Here is a 16,014-nt window from a genome sequence, read left to right as displayed (position 1 = left end):
TCATATGTCTTGAGGTCAGTTGATCAGCGACCCACGCAGCGAGTGCGGTTGCGCCGCATCGATGTGCACATCGGCAAACTGGCCGATCAGAGTTGGGTTGTCGCAGCGGAAGTTGACGATCCGGTTGTTCTCGGTACGCCCTTGCAATTCGCCCGGGTCTTTTTTCGAGTAGTCGGTGACCAGGATGCGCTGGATCGAACCGACCATTTGTCGGCTGATCTCGAAACCTTGCTGGTTCAGGCGATGTTGCAGCGCGTTCAAGCGCTCTTTTTTCAGCGATTCCGGCGTGTCATCCGCCAAGTCCGCTGCCGGCGTGCCTGGACGCTGGCTGTAGACGAACGAATACGAGAAGTCGAAGCCGACGTCTTCGATCAGCTTCATGGTCTGCTCGAAATCTTTCTCGGTCTCGCCAGGGAAGCCGACGATGAAGTCCGAACTGATGCAGATGCCCGGCACGGCGGCGCGCAATTTACGCAGCTTGGATTTGTACTCCAGGGCGGTGTGGTTGCGCTTCATGGCCGCCAGAATGCGGTCCGAACCCGACTGCACCGGCAAATGCAGGTGCTTGACCAGCTCCGGCACCTCGGCGTGTGCCTGGATCAGGCTGTCGGAGAACTCCAGCGGGTGCGAGGTGGTGTAGCGAATACGCTCGATGCCGTCCACCGCTGCCAACACGCGGATCAACTCCGCGAGGTCGGCCAGGCGCCCGTCGTGGGTCTGGCCGCGATAGCCGTTGACGTTCTGGCCCAGCAAGGTCACTTCGCGCACGCCGTTTTCGGCCAAGTGGATAATTTCCGACAGCACGTCGTCAAACGGCCGGCTGACTTCTTCGCCACGGGTGTAGGGCACCACGCAGAAGGTGCAGTACTTGCTGCAGCCTTCCATGACTGACACATAGGCACTCGGCCCGTCGATGCGCGGTTCGGGCAAATGGTCGAATTTTTCGATTTCGGGGAACGACACGTCCACCTGCGGCAGCTTGGTGATGCGTGCGGCGTCGATCATTTCCGGCAGGCGGTGCAGGGTTTGCGGGCCGAAAACCACGTCGACATAGGGGGCGCGGTCGCGGATCGCGGCGCCTTCCTGGCTGGCCACGCAGCCGCCGACGGCGATCACCATGTCCGGGTTGGCCAGTTTCAATTCACGCCAGCGGCCCAGCTGGGAGTACACACGGTCCTGGGCACGCTCGCGGATCGAGCAGGTATTGAGCAGGATTACGTCGGCATCTTCGGCGCGGGCGGTGACTTCCAGGGCCTGGTGTTCGCCCAGCAGATCGACCATGCGCGAGCTGTCGTACTCGTTCATCTGGCAACCGTGGGTTTCGATGTAAAGCTTCTTGGCCATGGGAATCGTCAACTGGTGGTAAAGAACCGCGCATTATAGGGGGCATGCCCATTGGTTCCTAGCGCTGTGCATCGGGTGCCATGCTATAGTTCGCGCCCTCTTTTATATCCCCGATGTGTTGTTCGCCCACCATGACCAAACGTGAAGCTCCAATCTACAAGGTGATTTTCCTCAACCAGGGCCAGGTGTTCGAAATGTACGCCAAGCAGATCTATCAAAGTGATCTGTGGGGCTTCCTGGAAGTGGAAGAGTTCGTCTTTGGCGAGCGCACCCAATTGGTCGTCGACCCGGGCGAAGAAAAACTCAAGGCGCAGTTTGAAGGCGTGGTGCGCAGCTTTGTGCCGATGCATTCGATTGTGCGCATTGATGAAGTCGAGCGCCTGGGCACGCCGAAGATCAGCGAAGCGCGTGGCACCAGCAATGTGATGCCGTTTCCGATGCCGATGCCTGAGAAGTAAGGCGTTAGACCGAGTCAAGCTATCGCAGGCAAGCCAGCTCCCACATTTGGAATGCATTTCCTTGTGGGAGCTGGCTTGCCTGCGATAGCGGTAGGGGGGCTTAGCTGAAATCAGGGCAGGGGCGAGAAGGGTGAACGCCCGTCGGCACTCTGCAATTCCTGCAGGTAATTGCGGAAGATCTGGCCCAGCACCTGGGTGGCCACTTCCAGTTCATCACGCTGCATGTGCTCGGCGACTTCGTCGGCCGTGTCCAGCGCGTCTTCGGCACCGTTGACCGCTGCCATTTTCAGCACGATGTAGGCCTGGACGTTATTGGCCGGCACACCTTCGCCTTTGAAGAACATGTTACCCAGTTGGAATTGCGCCTGGGCGTGGCCCTGCAACGAAGCCTTTTCGAAGTAGCTCAGGGCTTTGTTGAGGTCGCGGGCCGGGTTTTTGTCGTCGTGGAAGTACTCGCCCAACTCGTATTGCGCCTGCGCATCCCCACCGTCGGCCTGTTTCTGGCACGCGCTCAGGGCTTCGGCCTGGCTGTCTGGCTGGGTATTGAGGGTGCAACGACCCATCGCTGGGATTAACAACGAGTTGCCGCCTGCCTGGGCATGTGCCAGCAGCGGCTGAAGGAGCAACAGGCAGCCCAGAACCAGGGTGCGGCCGGTGCGTTTCATGGGAATCGACTTACCTCTGACGGGGCACGCGGACTCTCGGGGGAGTCCAATAAGCGCGCATTATGAAATAAGCAGGCCCCTGCTTACAAAGTCTTTACTCGTTTTTCTGCTGCGTAGGCAAGTTATCTGCCGGATTGCAGGTGATTTCTCGAAAAATGCAGGAAATCTCTGTAGGCAAAGTAGCAAATCTGACGCTGCGAGGGGCAACGTCAGATGTGTGTGTCCCTTATATCAGGGCTTACTTCAGGGCTGCGAAAGCGCGCTCGGCAGCATCCAGGGTCAGTTTCAACTCGGCTTCGCCATGGGCGATCGAGGTGAAACCCGCTTCAAAAGCGCTCGGTGCCAGGTAAACGCCGCCTTCGAGCATCAAGTGGAAGAAGCGCTTGAACAGGTCGGCATCGCTGCCCATCACGTCATCAAAGGTAACGATATCGTCGGCGCCGCTGAAGTACAGGCCGAACATGCCACCTGCTTGTGTGGTCACGAACGGGATACCCGCCGCATCGGCGCGCTGTTGCAGGCCATCGAGCAGGCGTGTGGTGTAGTCGGTCAGCTCGGCGTGGAAACCCGGGCGGCTGATCAGGCGCAGGGTGGTCAGGCCGGCCGCCATGGCCAATGGGTTACCTGACAAGGTGCCCGCCTGATACACCGGGCCAAGCGGCGCGATGTGCTGCATGATTTCGCGCTTGCCGCCGAAGCAGCCCACGGGCATGCCGCCACCGATGATCTTGCCGAAGGTGCTCAGGTCCGGCGTGACGCCGTAGTAAGCCTGGGCGCCGCCGAGGGCTACGCGGAAGCCGGTCATCACTTCGTCGAAAATCAGCACCACGCCGTGCTTGTCGCACTGCTCACGCAAACCTTCCAGAAAACCCGGTGCCGGTGGCACGCAGTTCATGTTGCCGGCTACCGGCTCGACGATGATGCACGCCACGTCCTGGCCGACTTCGCTGAGCATCTGCTCAACGGCAGCGATGTCGTTGAACGGCAGGGTCAGGGTGTGTTTGGCAAACGCGGCCGGCACACCCGCCGAGCTTGGCACGCCTTGGGTCAGCAGGCCGGAGCCGGCTTTTACCAGCAGGCTGTCGGAGTGGCCGTGGTAGCAGCCTTCGAACTTGATGATGCTGTCGCGGCCGGTGAAACCACGGGCCAGGCGGATTGCGCTCATGGTGGCTTCGGTGCCGGAACTGACCATGCGCACCATTTCCATCGATGGCACGATTGAGCACACCAGGTCCGCCATCTCGGTTTCCATGGCGGTCGGCGCGCCATAGGACAGGCCGTGTTGCAGCTGCTGACGCACCGCGTCGAGCACGTCCGGGTGGCTGTGGCCGAGGATCATCGGCCCCCAGGAACCTACGTAGTCAACGTAGCGCTTGTCATCTTCGTCGGTGACGTAGGCGCCTTCGGCATGCTTGAAGAACAACGGTGTGCCGCCGACGCTCTTGAACGCACGCACGGGGGAGTTCACACCGCCGGGGATGTGTTTCTGGGCATTGGCAAACAGGGTTTCGGAACGGGACATGATCGGGCTCTCTACACTTAAACTTTAAGAAGGTCGTTGAAGGCGCGGGCGCGGCGCGTGACTTCCTGGGTGCTGTCGGCACCGAACAGGCCGTGTACCACGGCGAGCAGGTCGGCACCGTGGGCCACCAGGGGGGCGGCGTTCTCCAGGGTGACGCCACCGATCACGCAGATCGGCAACTGCAGACGCGTGCGGGCCTGGGCCAGCATGTCGAGCGTGGCGGCCGGCGCGCCAGGCTTGGTGTTGGAATTGAAAAAGCGGCCGAAGGCGACGTAGCTCGCGCCTTCCTTGGCGGCCTGCTCGGCCAGTTCGATCTGGCTGTGGCAGGTGGCGCCGATGATGGCTTTGGAGCCGAGCAGTGCACGGGCCGGGGTCAGTGGGCCGTCGGTTTGGCCCAGGTGTACGCCGACGCCCAGGCGCGCGGCCAATTCGGCGTCATCGTTGATGATCAACTGGGTCTTGTAGCGTGAGCACAGCTCGCGCAGTTTCTCGGCCTCACGCAGGCGCCGGGCTTCGTCGCTGCTTTTGTCGCGGTACTGCAACAGGGTTACGCCACCGTCCAGTGCTGCTTCGACGTAGGCGAGGAATTTGCCGGCCAACAGTTGGCTGTCGGTAATGGCGTAAAGGCCACGTAGTTTCATCGAGCAGGCCTCTTGTGCGGTTAAGAGCAGAAATCCAGCGGCAGACGGCGCGGCACAAACTGGCCCTGGCCGAGTTGTTCGGCGTCACGCAGGGTGCGCCAAGTGTAGTTGAGCGCCGATTGCACCGCGCTGGCCAAGCCTTCGCCCTGGGCGATCCGGCCGGCCAAGGCGCTGGCAAGCGTGCACCCCGAGCCGTGATAGCTGCCGGGCAGGCGCTGGCAGGTAAAGGTCTGGCGCGTGCCGTCGCGGCTGTACAGGCGGTTGTGCACTTCATGCTCGTCGCCGTGGCCGCCGGTGATCAGCAGATGCTTTACAAACGGCAGCAGCTTCTCGGCGCATTCGTCCGCCGTGCCCTCGGGCAATTCGGCGAGGATGCGCGCTTCCGGCAAGTTCGGCGTAGCGATCAGCGACAGTGGCAACAGCCGCTCACGCATGGCATAACCGACTTCGTCCTTGCCCAGGCTGCCGCCGCCACCGGCGCGCAGCACCGGGTCGCAGACCACCGGCAGGTGCGGGTGCGCCTGCAGCAGTTCGACCACGGTGTCGACCATCGCGGTGGAACCGAGCATGCCGAGCTTCACCGCCGTCACTTCGGAGTCGCTCAGCACGGCATTGGCCTGGGCCAGTACCCACTCGCGGTCGAGCACGCGAAAATCGCTGACATTGACAGTGTTCTGCACGGTCAAGGCAGTGACGGCCGGGGCCGCATGACAGCCTTGTGCAAGCAGGGCTTCGATATCTGCCTGCAAGCCGGCGCCACCACTGGGGTCGTGGCCGGAGAGACAGAGGACAACGGGGCGAGAGCTGTAGATATTCATGGTGCGCGAGCTTACCACCAAACGCTTTTGGCGTGGCTGTTGGGCGAGAGGCGAATTTCCCGCTTATGTTTATGGTTTGGCTTGGCTGGTTTTTTATTCGGAAAGCGCTTGAGATGCCCGTTCTAGAGCCTTTCAAAAAATTATTTCAATGGTGTCCAATGGCCTCTAGCGGCTATGCTAGAGTGGATCCAAACAACTTAATGTATCGCCGGTATACGTCTACTCAAAAGGAATGGGGGACTTTTGACATAACCGGACAGGCCACGCTGGGGCTCTATGCGCTATTTGCTGATCTTTTTATTGTGCGGGCTGCCGATGCTCGCCAGTGCCATCGAGTTCAACCCGGATACTCGAAGCCTGCCGCTGGGCCGCGTCATGCAAGTGTTCGAAGACCCAACCGACGCCCTCACCATCGCCGATGTCAGCACTCCCGCCTTCGCCGCCCAGTTCAAACCCCATGACAAAGCCACCCTCAACGCCGGCTATTCACGCTCGGTGTTCTGGCTCAAGGTCGACCTGCATTACACCGCCACTGATCCTCGCGCCCCGCGCACCTGGTTTCTGGAGTTGGCGTACCCGCCGCTTAACCAACTGGACCTGTACCAGCGCGACAGCACCGGCAATTACCGCCTGACTACCCGCACGGGCAGCACCCTGGCGTTTTCCAGCCGTGAAGTGCGCCAGGCCAACTACCTGTTCAAGCTCAATTTCGTGCCTGACCAGCAGCAAACCGTGTACCTGCGCCTGCAAAGCCAAGGCTCGATCCAGGCACCGCTGACGCTATGGTCTGCCACCGCCTACCTGGAGCAACAGCCACTGCGCCTGTATGTATTGGGGGCGATCTACGGCGTGTTACTGGGGATGCTGGTCTACAACCTGTTCATCTACTTGAGCGTGCGCGACACCAGTTACCTCTTTTACATCCTCTATATCGCTTCGTTCGGCCTCTACCAGCTCTCGGTCAACGGCGTGGCGGTGGAATATTTCTGGCCGAACAATCCATGGTGGGCGAATGCGGCGGTGCCTTTCCTGATCGGTTCGGCGGCGTTGTTCGGTAGCTTGTTCGCGCGCAGTTTCCTGCACACCGCGCAGCACAGCCGCTGGCTTGACCGGGTTTTGCTGGCATTGGCAGCGGCTGGCGCGTTGGTCATGGTGCTGGCGCTGCTGACCAGCTACGCCGTGGCCCTGCGTTTGGCCACAGGTTTGGCGCTGGTGTTTACCGTGACCATCTTTGTGGCCGCCATCAAGGCCTGGTATTGCGGCCAGCGCATGGCGCGTTACTTCATCATCGCCTGGTCGGCGTTCCTGCTGGGCGGGGTGGTCAACACCCTGATGGTGTTGGGCTACCTGCCCAATATGTTCCTCACCATGTACGCCAGCCAGCTCGGCTCGGCCATCGAAGTGGCGCTGTTGTCCCTGGCCCTGGCGGACCGCATCAACGGCATGCGTGAGCAGCAGGCGCAGATCCTGTTCGACGCCAGCCAGAAGCTTGAAGTGCTCAACCAGCAATTGGCGCGCAGTAACCGCCTCAAAGATGAATTCCTCGCCACGCTGACCCACGAACTTCGTACCCCAATGAATGGCGTGATCGGCTCGTTGGAGCTGATGCAGACCGTGCCGCTGGATGACGACCTTACCCAGTACCAGCAAACCGCCGCCGGTTCTGCGCGGGACATGATGCGCATGGTCAACGGCATTCTCACCCTTACCGAATTGCAGGCCGGGCGCCTCACCGCCCATCCCCAGGTCTTCAGCCTGCGGGGCACGCTCGACACCTTGCGCCAGCAATTCACCGCCAGCGCGCACAGCAAAGGCCTGGAGTTTTCTATCGACGTGGCCGATGAACTGCCGGATCGGGTGATTGGCGATGCCGGCAAACTCACCCAATGCCTGGATTGCCTGCTCGACAATGCCTTCAAGTTCACCCACGAAGGTGCGGTGCGCTTGCGCGTGGTGGGTGTGCCGCACAGTGACGGCGAACTGCGCCTGAGCTTCATTGTGACCGACAGCGGCATCGGCTTCGCTTTCCTCGATGAGGCCACGCTGTATCAGCGCTTCTTCCAGGTCGACGGTTCGATGACGCGCGAATACGGCGGCCTGGGCATCGGCCTGGCGATTTGTCGGCAGTTGATCGAACTGCTCGGCGGGCGCCTGACCCATCATTCCGAGCCCCGCAAGGGCAGCCGCTTCCAGTTGGACATGAGCGTCAACCCGGTACCGCCCGAGCCAAAGCCGGCAACGCACAAACCCCACGCGCAACGAGCGCCCCAGGAATGTACGGTGCTGTTGGTGGACGACAACAGTGTCGGCCAATTGGCGGTACGCGGCATGTTGCTCAAGCTGGGTTATCGGGTGAAAACCGTGGATAACGGCCCGGCCGCCTTGGCGCTTTTTCAGGACCAAACCTTTGATGCGGTGCTGCTGGATATACCCGAGGGCGGCTTCTCGTTGTGCTGTCAGATTCGTGCGCTACCCGGCTGCGGCGAGCTGCCGGTAATTGCCCTGAGCACCTCGCTGCACGCCCCGGATCGAGAGCGTTGTCATGGGGTCGGCATCACCGAACGCCTCAGCAAACCCGTACGTTTCGAGGCGTTGCAAACGGTGCTGGAGCGGCACCTGTTGTGCCCGTTAGAGGGCGAAAGCGCCGAACAATAGGCGGGTATGCCACTTTTTTAAGCCCGATGACGGTGCTTAACTGAAATTCAGGCCTCAACCGCACGTGGCCTATTTTCCAGGAGGCCCGTCATGAACCTGCATCAATTTGCCGAAACCCACGACGTCACCAACCAGCCGCCGTCGCTGGACGGCACCAACCTTTATCGTATCGACCTGCCCCTGCAAGAATGGTCGCGCCGCTTTGGCGCCGGCTGGGCGCAGGCGCGTATTGATGCGTACGGCGCGCTGGCCGGTGGGCCGCTGATGGCGGCCGGGTTCCTGGCGAATCAGAACAAGCCGGTGTTCAACAGCCATGACCGCTACGGCCATCGCATCGACCTGGTGGAATTTCATCCGGCCTATCATGAACTCATGCGCACCGCCGTCGAGCATGGCCTGCCATCGCTGCCGTGGGCGCATTCGCAGCCCGGTGCCCATGTGGCCCGCGCCGCCATGACCTACCTGCACAGCCAGGCCGAAGCCGGCAGCGGTTGCCCGTTGACCATGACCTTCGCCTGCGTCCCGGCCCTGCGCCTGCAACCGGACCTGGCGAAGACCTGGTTGCCGAAAATCCTCAACACCGAATACGACCCACGCAACGTCGGCATCGCCCACAAAGCCGGCGCCACCATCGGCATGGCCATGACCGAAAAGCAAGGCGGCACCGACGTGCGCGCCAACACCACCCGTGCCTATCCCGTGGGCGCCGGCGGCCCCGGCCAAGCCTATGAGCTGGTAGGGCACAAGTGGTTCTGCTCGGCACCGATGTGCGATGCGTTCCTCACCCTGGCGCAGACTGACAAAGGCCTGACGTGTTTCCTGCTGCCAAGGCATCGCCCGGATGACACACGCAACCAGTTCTACATCCAGCGCCTGAAAAACAAACTCGGCAATTGCTCCAACGCCTCCAGCGAAGTGGAGTTTCGTGGCGCCCTGGCCTGGATGGTTGGCGAAGAAGGCCGGGGCGTGCCGACCATTATCGAAATGGTCGCCATGACCCGTTTCGACTGCATGGTCGGCTCCAGCGCCTTGATGCGCCAGGCGTTGACCCAGGCCAGCCATCATTGCGCCCATCGCTCAGTCGGCGGCCGCGTGCTCAGTGAACAACCGTTGATGCAAAACGTGCTGGCCGACCTGGCGCTGGAGAGCGAAGCCTCCCTGGCCTTGAGCATGCGCATGGGCCGGGCGCTGGACCATCTGGATAACGAACAGGAAGCCAAATTCGCCCGGCTGGTGACGGCGGTGGGCAAGTATTGGATCTGCAAGCGCGCACCGGCCATGATCAATGAGGCCGCCGAATGCATGGGCGGCGCCGGGTACGTGGAGGACAGCATCCTGCCGCGTCTTTACCGTGAGGCGCCGGTGAATTCGACGTGGGAAGGTTCCGGCAATGTGCAGTGCTTGGACGTGCTGCGGGCATTGTCCAAAGAACCGGGCGTGCTGGAGGCATTGTTTGTCGAACTGGGCGATGGGCATGGTGACAAGCAGCTGGCGCGGCATATCGAGCAATTGAAGTCGGCGTTTATGGACACTCAGGACATCCAGTACCGCGCGCGGCAGTTGACCGAGGACATTGCCGTGGCGTTGCAGGCCAAGCTGTTGCTGGAGGCCGGGAATGCACTGGTCAGTGACGGGTTTATCGCCAGCCGCCTGGGGGCGTCGTCCGGCCGTGTGTACGGCACCTTGCCGCGCGGGGTGGACGTGGCGGCGATCGTTACGCGCTCGACCCCAACCCCCTGACAACACAGGGTCAAACTGTGGGAGCTGGCTTGCCTGCGATGGCGGTGTGTCAGTCCTGCATTTGCTGGCTGACACACCGCCATCGCAGGCAAGCCAGCTCCCACCTTTTAAAGCATTCCAAACCCGGTGTTTCAGTGAGGCCGGGATACAGGCAAGATAAAGGCCTGCAAGTCAGAACACAGGATGCTTACCGTGACCGAAGCTTTTGTTGTCGTTCAAACCGCTGAAGAAGCCGTGGACCGGCTGGCGGCTCTGCATGAGCGTGCCACTGGCGCGCTTAACCAAGCCCTCAAGCAATACCTCAAGGACCGCGTCGAGCCTGACGCCGAACAACGTGCGCAGTTCCGCTACCCGGAACTGCGTCTGACCTACCACTGCCACGGCGAAGTCCCACAGACCACCCGCGCATACGCCAAGGTGCAATTGCCGGGAACCTACAGCGTCACCGTCACCCATCCGGCGGCGTTCCGTAAGTACCTGCTGGAGCAACTGGTGCCGTTGATGCACGACTTCACCGTGACGGTGGAAGTCGGCGTCAGCCAGCAGAATATTCCCTACCCGTATGTGGTGGAGCAGGGTGATGAACTGGCTGGCTCCGGTGTCACCGCCGCGACCCTCGCCCGTGTGTTCCCCAGCACCGACTTGTCTGCCGCCACCGACGGCATTGCCGATGGCCTCTACGACTGGGAAAACACCGACCCGCTGCCGCTGGCGTTGTTCGATGCGGCGCGCGTGGACTTTTCCCTGCGCCGGCTGGTGCACTACACCGGCAGCGACTGGCGCCATGTGCAGCCATGGATCCTGCTGACCAACTACCACCGCTATGTTGACCAGTTCATCCTGCATGGCCTGGAGCAACTGCGCAGCGACCCGCGGTTTATTCGCATGGTGCTGCCGGGTAACGTGATCATCGACAAGAGCATGGACCACGGTGAAGCGTCGGCCATTGCCGCAGGCGTGGTCTGGCATCGCTACCAGATGCCGGCCTATCACTTGCAGGCCGCCGACGGCCACGGTGTGACGCTGGTGAACATCGGCGTTGGCCCGTCCAACGCCAAAAACATCACCGACCACCTGGCCGTGCTGCGCCCGCATTGCTGGCTGATGATCGGCCACTGCGGTGGCCTGCGCCAATCCCAGACCATCGGCGACTACGTATTGGCTCACGCCTATATGCGCCGCGACGGGATTCTCGACCGCGTCGTCCCGCCGAATATCCCGATCCCGGCGCTGGCCGAAGTGCAGATGGCCTTGCAGCAAGCCGCTGCCAATGTCACCGGCGAGAAAGGCGAAGAGCTGAAAAAGCGCCTGCGCACCGGCACCGTGCTGACCTACGACGACCGCAACTGGGAACTGCGCTGGGCGCAAGAGCGCCCACTGATCAACCTGTCCCGCGCGGTGGCGGTGGACATGGAAAGCGGCACCATCGCGGCCCAAGGCTACCGTTTGCGGGTTCCGTACGGCACTTTGCTGTGCGTGTCGGACAAGCCGCTGCACAGCGAGATCAAGCTGCCGGGTTCGGCCAACGCGTTTTATGAGCGTGCGGTCAGCCAGCACTTGAAAATCGGCATCGAGGCGGTGGATTTGTTGCGCACCGAACTCAACTCGCTGCACTCGCGCAAACTGCGCAGTTTCGACGAGCCGCCGTTCCGCTAAGCGGTTGGGATGGTCATTTAGCGGTCAGGCCACTAGCATTGTCGGTCCTGACCGTTAGATGTTCCTTTGCCATGTCCCGTCCTGCCCGCCCCGATTCGCGCCGCCCTGGCGTGAAACCCCCGTACTCCGCAACGCGGCGTGTCGCCAAGGCGCCACCGGCCGAGCCGAAGTTGATCCTGTTCAACAAGCCCTTCGATGTGCTGACCCAGTTCAGCGACGAAGGCGGGCGCGCGACCCTCAAGGACTTTATCGATATCCCCGGCATCTACCCGGCCGGTCGCCTGGACCGTGACAGTGAGGGGCTGTTGCTGCTGACCAACGATGGCCAGTTACAGGCGCGCATTGCCGACCCCAAGCACAAGCTGGCGAAAACCTACTGGGTGCAAGTTGAGGGTGAGCCCACCGAAGAGCAATTGCAGCGCCTGCGTGACGGTGTAGAGCTTAATGACGGCATGACCTTGCCCGCCGAAGCGCGGCAGTTGGACGAGCCTGAACTGTGGCCGCGCAACCCGCCGGTGCGCTTTCGCAAAAGCGTGCCGACGCACTGGCTGGAGCTGGTCATTCGTGAGGGGCGTAACCGCCAGGTGCGGCGCATGACCGCTGCGGTGGGCTTGCCCACCTTGCGCCTGGTGCGCGTGCGTATTGGTGACTGGTCGATTGATGGCCTGGACCAGGGCCAATGGAAGGCAGTGCCGGCGCGTTTATAAAGCGCCGGACTCGATCAGGCCGATCACCACGCTCTTGATGATGAACGCGGCCACGCCCAGGCCCAGCACAAAAAACAGGATGAACGACCCAAAGCGTCCGGCCTTGGATTTTTTCGCCAGGTCCCAGACGATAAAGCCCATGAAGATGATCAGGATAGTGACCAGGCCGGTCATCATCCATTCTTCAAAGAGGGCGGGGTCGATGTTGTTCATGGGGATTTTTTCCGACAGGGCAGGCGGGAAGTATAAAGCAGGGCTTCAGGCACAACATTGACCTGCGTCGTAACGCGGTCGATGTGGGAGCTGGCTTGCCTGCGATAGCGGTGTGTCAGCTAAGGATATGCCACTGATCCACCGCCATCGCAGGCAAGCCAGCTCCCACAGGGGATCACCAGTGTGCTTGGGATCAGGTACGCAGGTGCGTCAACGGCAACTCGGTGCTGTTGAGCACCTGGTTGAGCACAAAGCTCGACCTTACGCTGGTTACGCCTTCAATCCGGGTCAAATGCCCCAGCAGCAATTTCTGGTAGTGGTCCATGTCCGGCACCACCACTTTCAACTGATAGTCCGCATCCATCCCGGTGACTAAACTGCATTCCAGCACTTGCGGCAGGGTGCGGATCGCTGCTTCGAAATTCTCGAAACGCTCCGGCGTGTGACGGTCCATGCCGATCAGCACATAGGCTGTAAGGCTCAGGCCCAGCATCTTGCGGTCGAGCAGTGCAACCTGGCGTGAGATGTAGCCGTCGTCTTCCAACTGCTTGACCCGGCGTGAGCACGGCGACGGCGACAGGCCGATGCGTTCGGCCAACTCCTGGTTGGAGATCCTCGCGTCGCGCTGCAATTCAGCCAAAATACTCAGGTCGTATCGGTCAAGCTTGCTCATTGGGTTGGCCTTTGTCGTAACTATTGCGGTGAATTATCTATGAAGGGTTAAAAATTGCGCAAGCACTGTTTATTGACGCAATCTTCGCAATCATCTGTCGGACGTTGGCCTGTATCTTTATCAACAGAATCACCGCCTGGACAACAGTCCACTGCAGTTGGCCCAATCAGGCCTGCTGCGGCCGCCGCCCCAGCAGGGTTGAGCCGGCCTCCAGGCTGCACACTGTCCACAAGACGGCGTGAGGTGAGCCAACGTCAAAAGCGTTGAGCCAGGACGAAATTCTCAAGGGGCGGCCGACGGGTCGCCCCTTTTTCTTTGTCTGCGCTTTTAGCTCAAAAAATACTTCTCGTGACTGATAACCTGTCTCAGAACCGGGTGAGGCTTTTCCAGTCTCATGCAGTAAGGCCGGACATTCCAGGCCCTAATCCGCAGTGAGGAATAGCATGAAGCGCATCTGGCGTATGGCAGGTGTAGGTTTGCTGATGGTGAGCGTCGGCACACAAGTAATGGCCGATGACCCGCGCTATGAAGGCGGTGGTCAGCATGAAAGAGGCCCGGAAGGCGGGCGCGGCAATGAACAGGCGCGACCACAAAATAATCAACCGCGCCCACAGAACACTCAACCGCGCCCGCAGAACACTCAACCGCGTCCGGAAAACAACCAGCCGCGCCCACAGAACCCGCATGTTGATCGCGCCGAGCAACAGCAGCACGGCGGTGGGCAGTGGCAAGGCCGCCCGCAAAATGCCGAGCAACCGCGGCCGGCACCGCAGCCTGCGAACAACCTGCCGATCCAGGGACGCCCGGACACCGTGCGCCAAACCCAGGAACCCCGCCAGGGCTACTATCAGGACATCCCGCGCCGTAACGATGGCAACCAGCACTGGCAGACCGGCAATGGCCCAGGCCCGCGTCCGGGCGGCGGCTTCAATAATGGTCACCCGAACGACAACCGCTGGCCGGGTCGCCCCAATGGGCATGGCAACGGCTGGGGGCCAGGCCCGCAATATCGTCCCGGTTACACCGTCGACCGCTTCCCGGACCGCAATTACCGTGTGCCTTACCGTGGCCAGGATTACTTCTTCTCCGGCGGCTACTGGTATCGCCCGCAAGGCCCGCGCTATGTGGTGGTGACGCCGCCCTACGGGATCCGTGTGCAATACCTGCCGGACTACGCCCGTGAAGTGTGGGTGGGCAGCGCGCTGTTCTTCCTCGCGGCGGGTTCCTACTACACCTATGAAAACGCTACCCAGCAATACGTCGTGGTGCAGCCGCCTACCGAAGTACCGGCGCCGCAACCCGCGCCGCAGGGCAACGGTTATGACGTGGTGGCCTACCCGGCCAACGGCCAGTCACCGGCCCAGGTACAGCAGGACGGCTACGACTGTTATCGCTGGGCAGTGCAGCAAAGCGGTTTCGACCCACGCACCGTCACTTATGCCCCGGACCCGACGGTGGTGCAAACCTACCGCCAGGCCCAGGGCAACTGCCTGACCAGTCGCGGCTATCAGGTGCAGTACTAGGCCTTGTTACCCGTCACCACTTCCCGCGGGTCGGCGTGCACCAGCACTTCGGCACGCGGGTAAGCCTTGTGAATGGCATCGGCGGCCTGGTCGCTGATGCCGTGGGCCACTGACAGGGTCAATTCCCCCGGCAACTCCAGGTGCAACTGCACAAACCAGTGGCTGCCGGAAATGCGCGTGCGCAAATCATGCGCGCCCAGCACGCCCGGCACACTGCGCGCCAATTCCAGCATGTGCTGGCTGACATCCGGCGGCAGTTCTTCATCCATCAACACGGCAAAGCTCTCGCGGGCGATCTGGATCGCGCTCCACAGGATATACGCGGCAATGCCGAGGCCGAACCACGCATCCACCTGATGAAAGCCGAACCCTGCCAACACCAGTGCCACCAGAATGCTGCCGTTGAGCATCAAGTCGGAGCGATAGTGCAGTGAGTCGGCGCGCACGGCATTGGAGCCGGTTTCGCGGATCACCCGGTGTTGCAGCATCAGCAGCGCCACGGTCATCACCAGCGAAAAAACGATGACGCCAATGCTCAGCCACGGCGCACCGACCGGCTCCGGGTGCAGCAAGCGCTGGTACGCCTGGAATGCAATCAACACTGCACTGCCGGCGATAAACAACGCCTGGGCCATGCCCGACAGCGATTCGGCCTTGCCATGCCCATAACGGTGATCGTCATCGGCCGGGCGCAGTGCGTAATGCACCGCCAGCAAGTTCAGCAGCGACGTAATGCCATCGAGCAGCGAGTCGGTCAACCCGGCGAGCATGCTCACCGAGCCACTGAACCACCAGGCGATGGCCTTGGTGATAATCAGCGCACAGGCCACGCCCACCGAGGCGCGGGTGGCCAGGCGCAGGAGCCTGGCGTGTTCGGGGCTGCTGGTCATACGAATCCTTAAGCGGCGGGTTGCAGGCCCAGGGACGCGAGCTGTTGCACGCTGCCCTTGAACTGGATCATGCGCGGATCGTCCAGCGGCAGCTTGCGGCCGGTTTCTTTCTCAATGATGGATTGCAGCTTGGCGTTGTCGACTTTGCCGTCGGCGCCGATGGCTTCATGCAGCTTCTCGGGTGCGACTTGGGCGGTCTTGCCCGGCTCGAAGTAGATGGCGCCGGTGGCGAAGTCCACGCCAAAGGCGATCAGGCCCGGGATTACATAAAACAGCAGGCCTACGGCGTCGAGCACGGCAATGGCCGGGTCGATCTTGCCGTCGATCTGGCCACGACGGTCCGGGTAGAAAATCGAGCCGCAGGCCGTCAGTTGGCTCAGCAGGGTGACGGCGAGGACACCGCCGATAACACGGGAAGCGATACGCATAAAATGCTCCTGAACACGGTTGATACGAAACTATATGACAATTCTGTCGAGCCACGCCGCTCTAATGTGGGAGCTGGCTTG

General features: G+C 61.5%; 15 protein-coding genes. 6 read left to right on the top strand and 9 right to left on the bottom strand.

Going from position 1 to position 16,014, the window contains the following annotated elements; translation table 11 throughout:
* Window positions 1–15: 15 nt before the first annotated feature.
* Entirely contained in the window at window positions 16–1,344 is a 1,329-nt protein-coding gene (gene miaB, locus HX790_RS16650) for a tRNA (N6-isopentenyl adenosine(37)-C2)-methylthiotransferase MiaB (RefSeq protein WP_176991808.1), read from the bottom strand.
* Window positions 1,345–1,475: 131 nt separating this feature from the next.
* On the opposite strand from miaB, the gene HX790_RS16645 reads away from it, so the two are divergent.
* Window positions 1,476–1,802: a DUF1820 family protein gene (locus HX790_RS16645; protein WP_003194436.1), complete on the top strand. Its 327-nt coding sequence runs from the start codon at window positions 1,476–1,478 to the stop codon at window positions 1,800–1,802.
* A gap of 110 nt (window positions 1,803–1,912) precedes the next feature.
* On the opposite strand, the gene HX790_RS16640 is transcribed toward HX790_RS16645, so the two are convergent.
* The 4 genes from HX790_RS16640 to HX790_RS16625 form a co-directional block, all read right to left on the bottom strand.
* Window positions 1,913–2,467 (bottom strand): tetratricopeptide repeat protein, encoded by a 555-nt coding sequence (locus HX790_RS16640; RefSeq protein ID WP_017136068.1) that lies wholly within the window; start codon window positions 2,465–2,467, stop codon window positions 1,913–1,915.
* A gap of 238 nt (window positions 2,468–2,705) precedes the next feature.
* Window positions 2,706–3,989 (bottom strand): glutamate-1-semialdehyde 2,1-aminomutase, encoded by a 1,284-nt coding sequence (hemL, locus tag HX790_RS16635; protein WP_017136069.1) that lies wholly within the window; start codon window positions 3,987–3,989, stop codon window positions 2,706–2,708.
* A gap of 17 nt (window positions 3,990–4,006) precedes the next feature.
* Window positions 4,007–4,630: a thiamine phosphate synthase gene (gene thiE, locus HX790_RS16630; protein ID WP_017136070.1), complete on the bottom strand. Its 624-nt coding sequence runs from the start codon at window positions 4,628–4,630 to the stop codon at window positions 4,007–4,009.
* A 20-nt stretch (window positions 4,631–4,650) separates the two neighbouring features.
* On the bottom strand, window positions 4,651–5,448 hold the full coding sequence (locus HX790_RS16625; protein WP_017136071.1) for a hydroxymethylpyrimidine/phosphomethylpyrimidine kinase: 798 nt from the start codon (window positions 5,446–5,448) through the stop codon (window positions 4,651–4,653).
* A 276-nt stretch (window positions 5,449–5,724) separates the two neighbouring features.
* Here HX790_RS16625 and HX790_RS16620 point away from each other — a divergent pair, with 276 nt between their 5' ends.
* The 4 genes from HX790_RS16620 (at window position 5,725) to HX790_RS16605 (ending at window position 12,206) form a co-directional block, all read left to right on the top strand.
* A complete protein-coding gene (locus HX790_RS16620; RefSeq protein WP_138450947.1) occupies window positions 5,725–8,103 on the top strand; it encodes a hybrid sensor histidine kinase/response regulator in 2,379 nt (792 codons plus the stop codon).
* Window positions 8,104–8,193: 90 nt separating this feature from the next.
* Window positions 8,194–9,843: an acyl-CoA dehydrogenase family protein gene (locus HX790_RS16615; RefSeq protein ID WP_017136073.1), complete on the top strand. Its 1,650-nt coding sequence runs from the start codon at window positions 8,194–8,196 to the stop codon at window positions 9,841–9,843.
* A 183-nt stretch (window positions 9,844–10,026) separates the two neighbouring features.
* Window positions 10,027–11,499 (top strand): AMP nucleosidase, encoded by a 1,473-nt coding sequence (gene amn / locus HX790_RS16610; RefSeq protein WP_169987367.1) that lies wholly within the window; start codon window positions 10,027–10,029, stop codon window positions 11,497–11,499.
* Between the two features lie 71 nt (window positions 11,500–11,570).
* On the top strand, window positions 11,571–12,206 hold the full coding sequence (locus tag HX790_RS16605; RefSeq protein WP_017139357.1) for a pseudouridine synthase: 636 nt from the start codon (window positions 11,571–11,573) through the stop codon (window positions 12,204–12,206).
* Here the strand turns inward: HX790_RS16605 and HX790_RS16600 are convergent.
* Together HX790_RS16600 and HX790_RS16595 are read right to left on the bottom strand one after the other, a co-directional pair.
* A complete protein-coding gene (locus tag HX790_RS16600; protein WP_025999909.1) occupies window positions 12,201–12,410 on the bottom strand; it encodes a DUF2788 domain-containing protein in 210 nt (69 codons plus the stop codon). The genes HX790_RS16605 and HX790_RS16600 overlap by 6 nt on opposite strands.
* Window positions 12,411–12,612: 202 nt before the next feature.
* Window positions 12,613–13,092: an Lrp/AsnC family transcriptional regulator gene (locus tag HX790_RS16595; RefSeq protein ID WP_003176264.1), complete on the bottom strand. Its 480-nt coding sequence runs from the start codon at window positions 13,090–13,092 to the stop codon at window positions 12,613–12,615.
* Between the two features lie 443 nt (window positions 13,093–13,535).
* On the opposite strand from HX790_RS16595, the gene HX790_RS16590 reads away from it, so the two are divergent.
* Window positions 13,536–14,615 (top strand): DUF6515 family protein, encoded by a 1,080-nt coding sequence (locus tag HX790_RS16590; protein ID WP_176991807.1) that lies wholly within the window; start codon window positions 13,536–13,538, stop codon window positions 14,613–14,615.
* On the opposite strand, the gene HX790_RS16585 is transcribed toward HX790_RS16590, so the two are convergent.
* Both HX790_RS16585 and HX790_RS16580 read right to left on the bottom strand, forming a co-directional pair.
* A complete protein-coding gene (locus HX790_RS16585; RefSeq protein WP_017139355.1) occupies window positions 14,612–15,505 on the bottom strand; it encodes a cation diffusion facilitator family transporter in 894 nt (297 codons plus the stop codon). The genes HX790_RS16590 and HX790_RS16585 overlap by 4 nt on opposite strands.
* Before the next feature lie 8 nt (window positions 15,506–15,513).
* Window positions 15,514–15,933, bottom strand: coding sequence for a hypothetical protein (locus tag HX790_RS16580; RefSeq protein ID WP_017139354.1), 420 nt, complete (start codon window positions 15,931–15,933; stop codon window positions 15,514–15,516).
* Window positions 15,934–16,014: the final 81 nt, after the last annotated feature.

Source organism: Pseudomonas sp. IPO3747 (genome assembly GCF_013385245.1).
Classification (GTDB): Bacteria; Pseudomonadota; Gammaproteobacteria; order Pseudomonadales; family Pseudomonadaceae; genus Aquipseudomonas; species Aquipseudomonas edaphica.
This window is presented reverse-complemented; position numbering and strand designations above follow the sequence as displayed.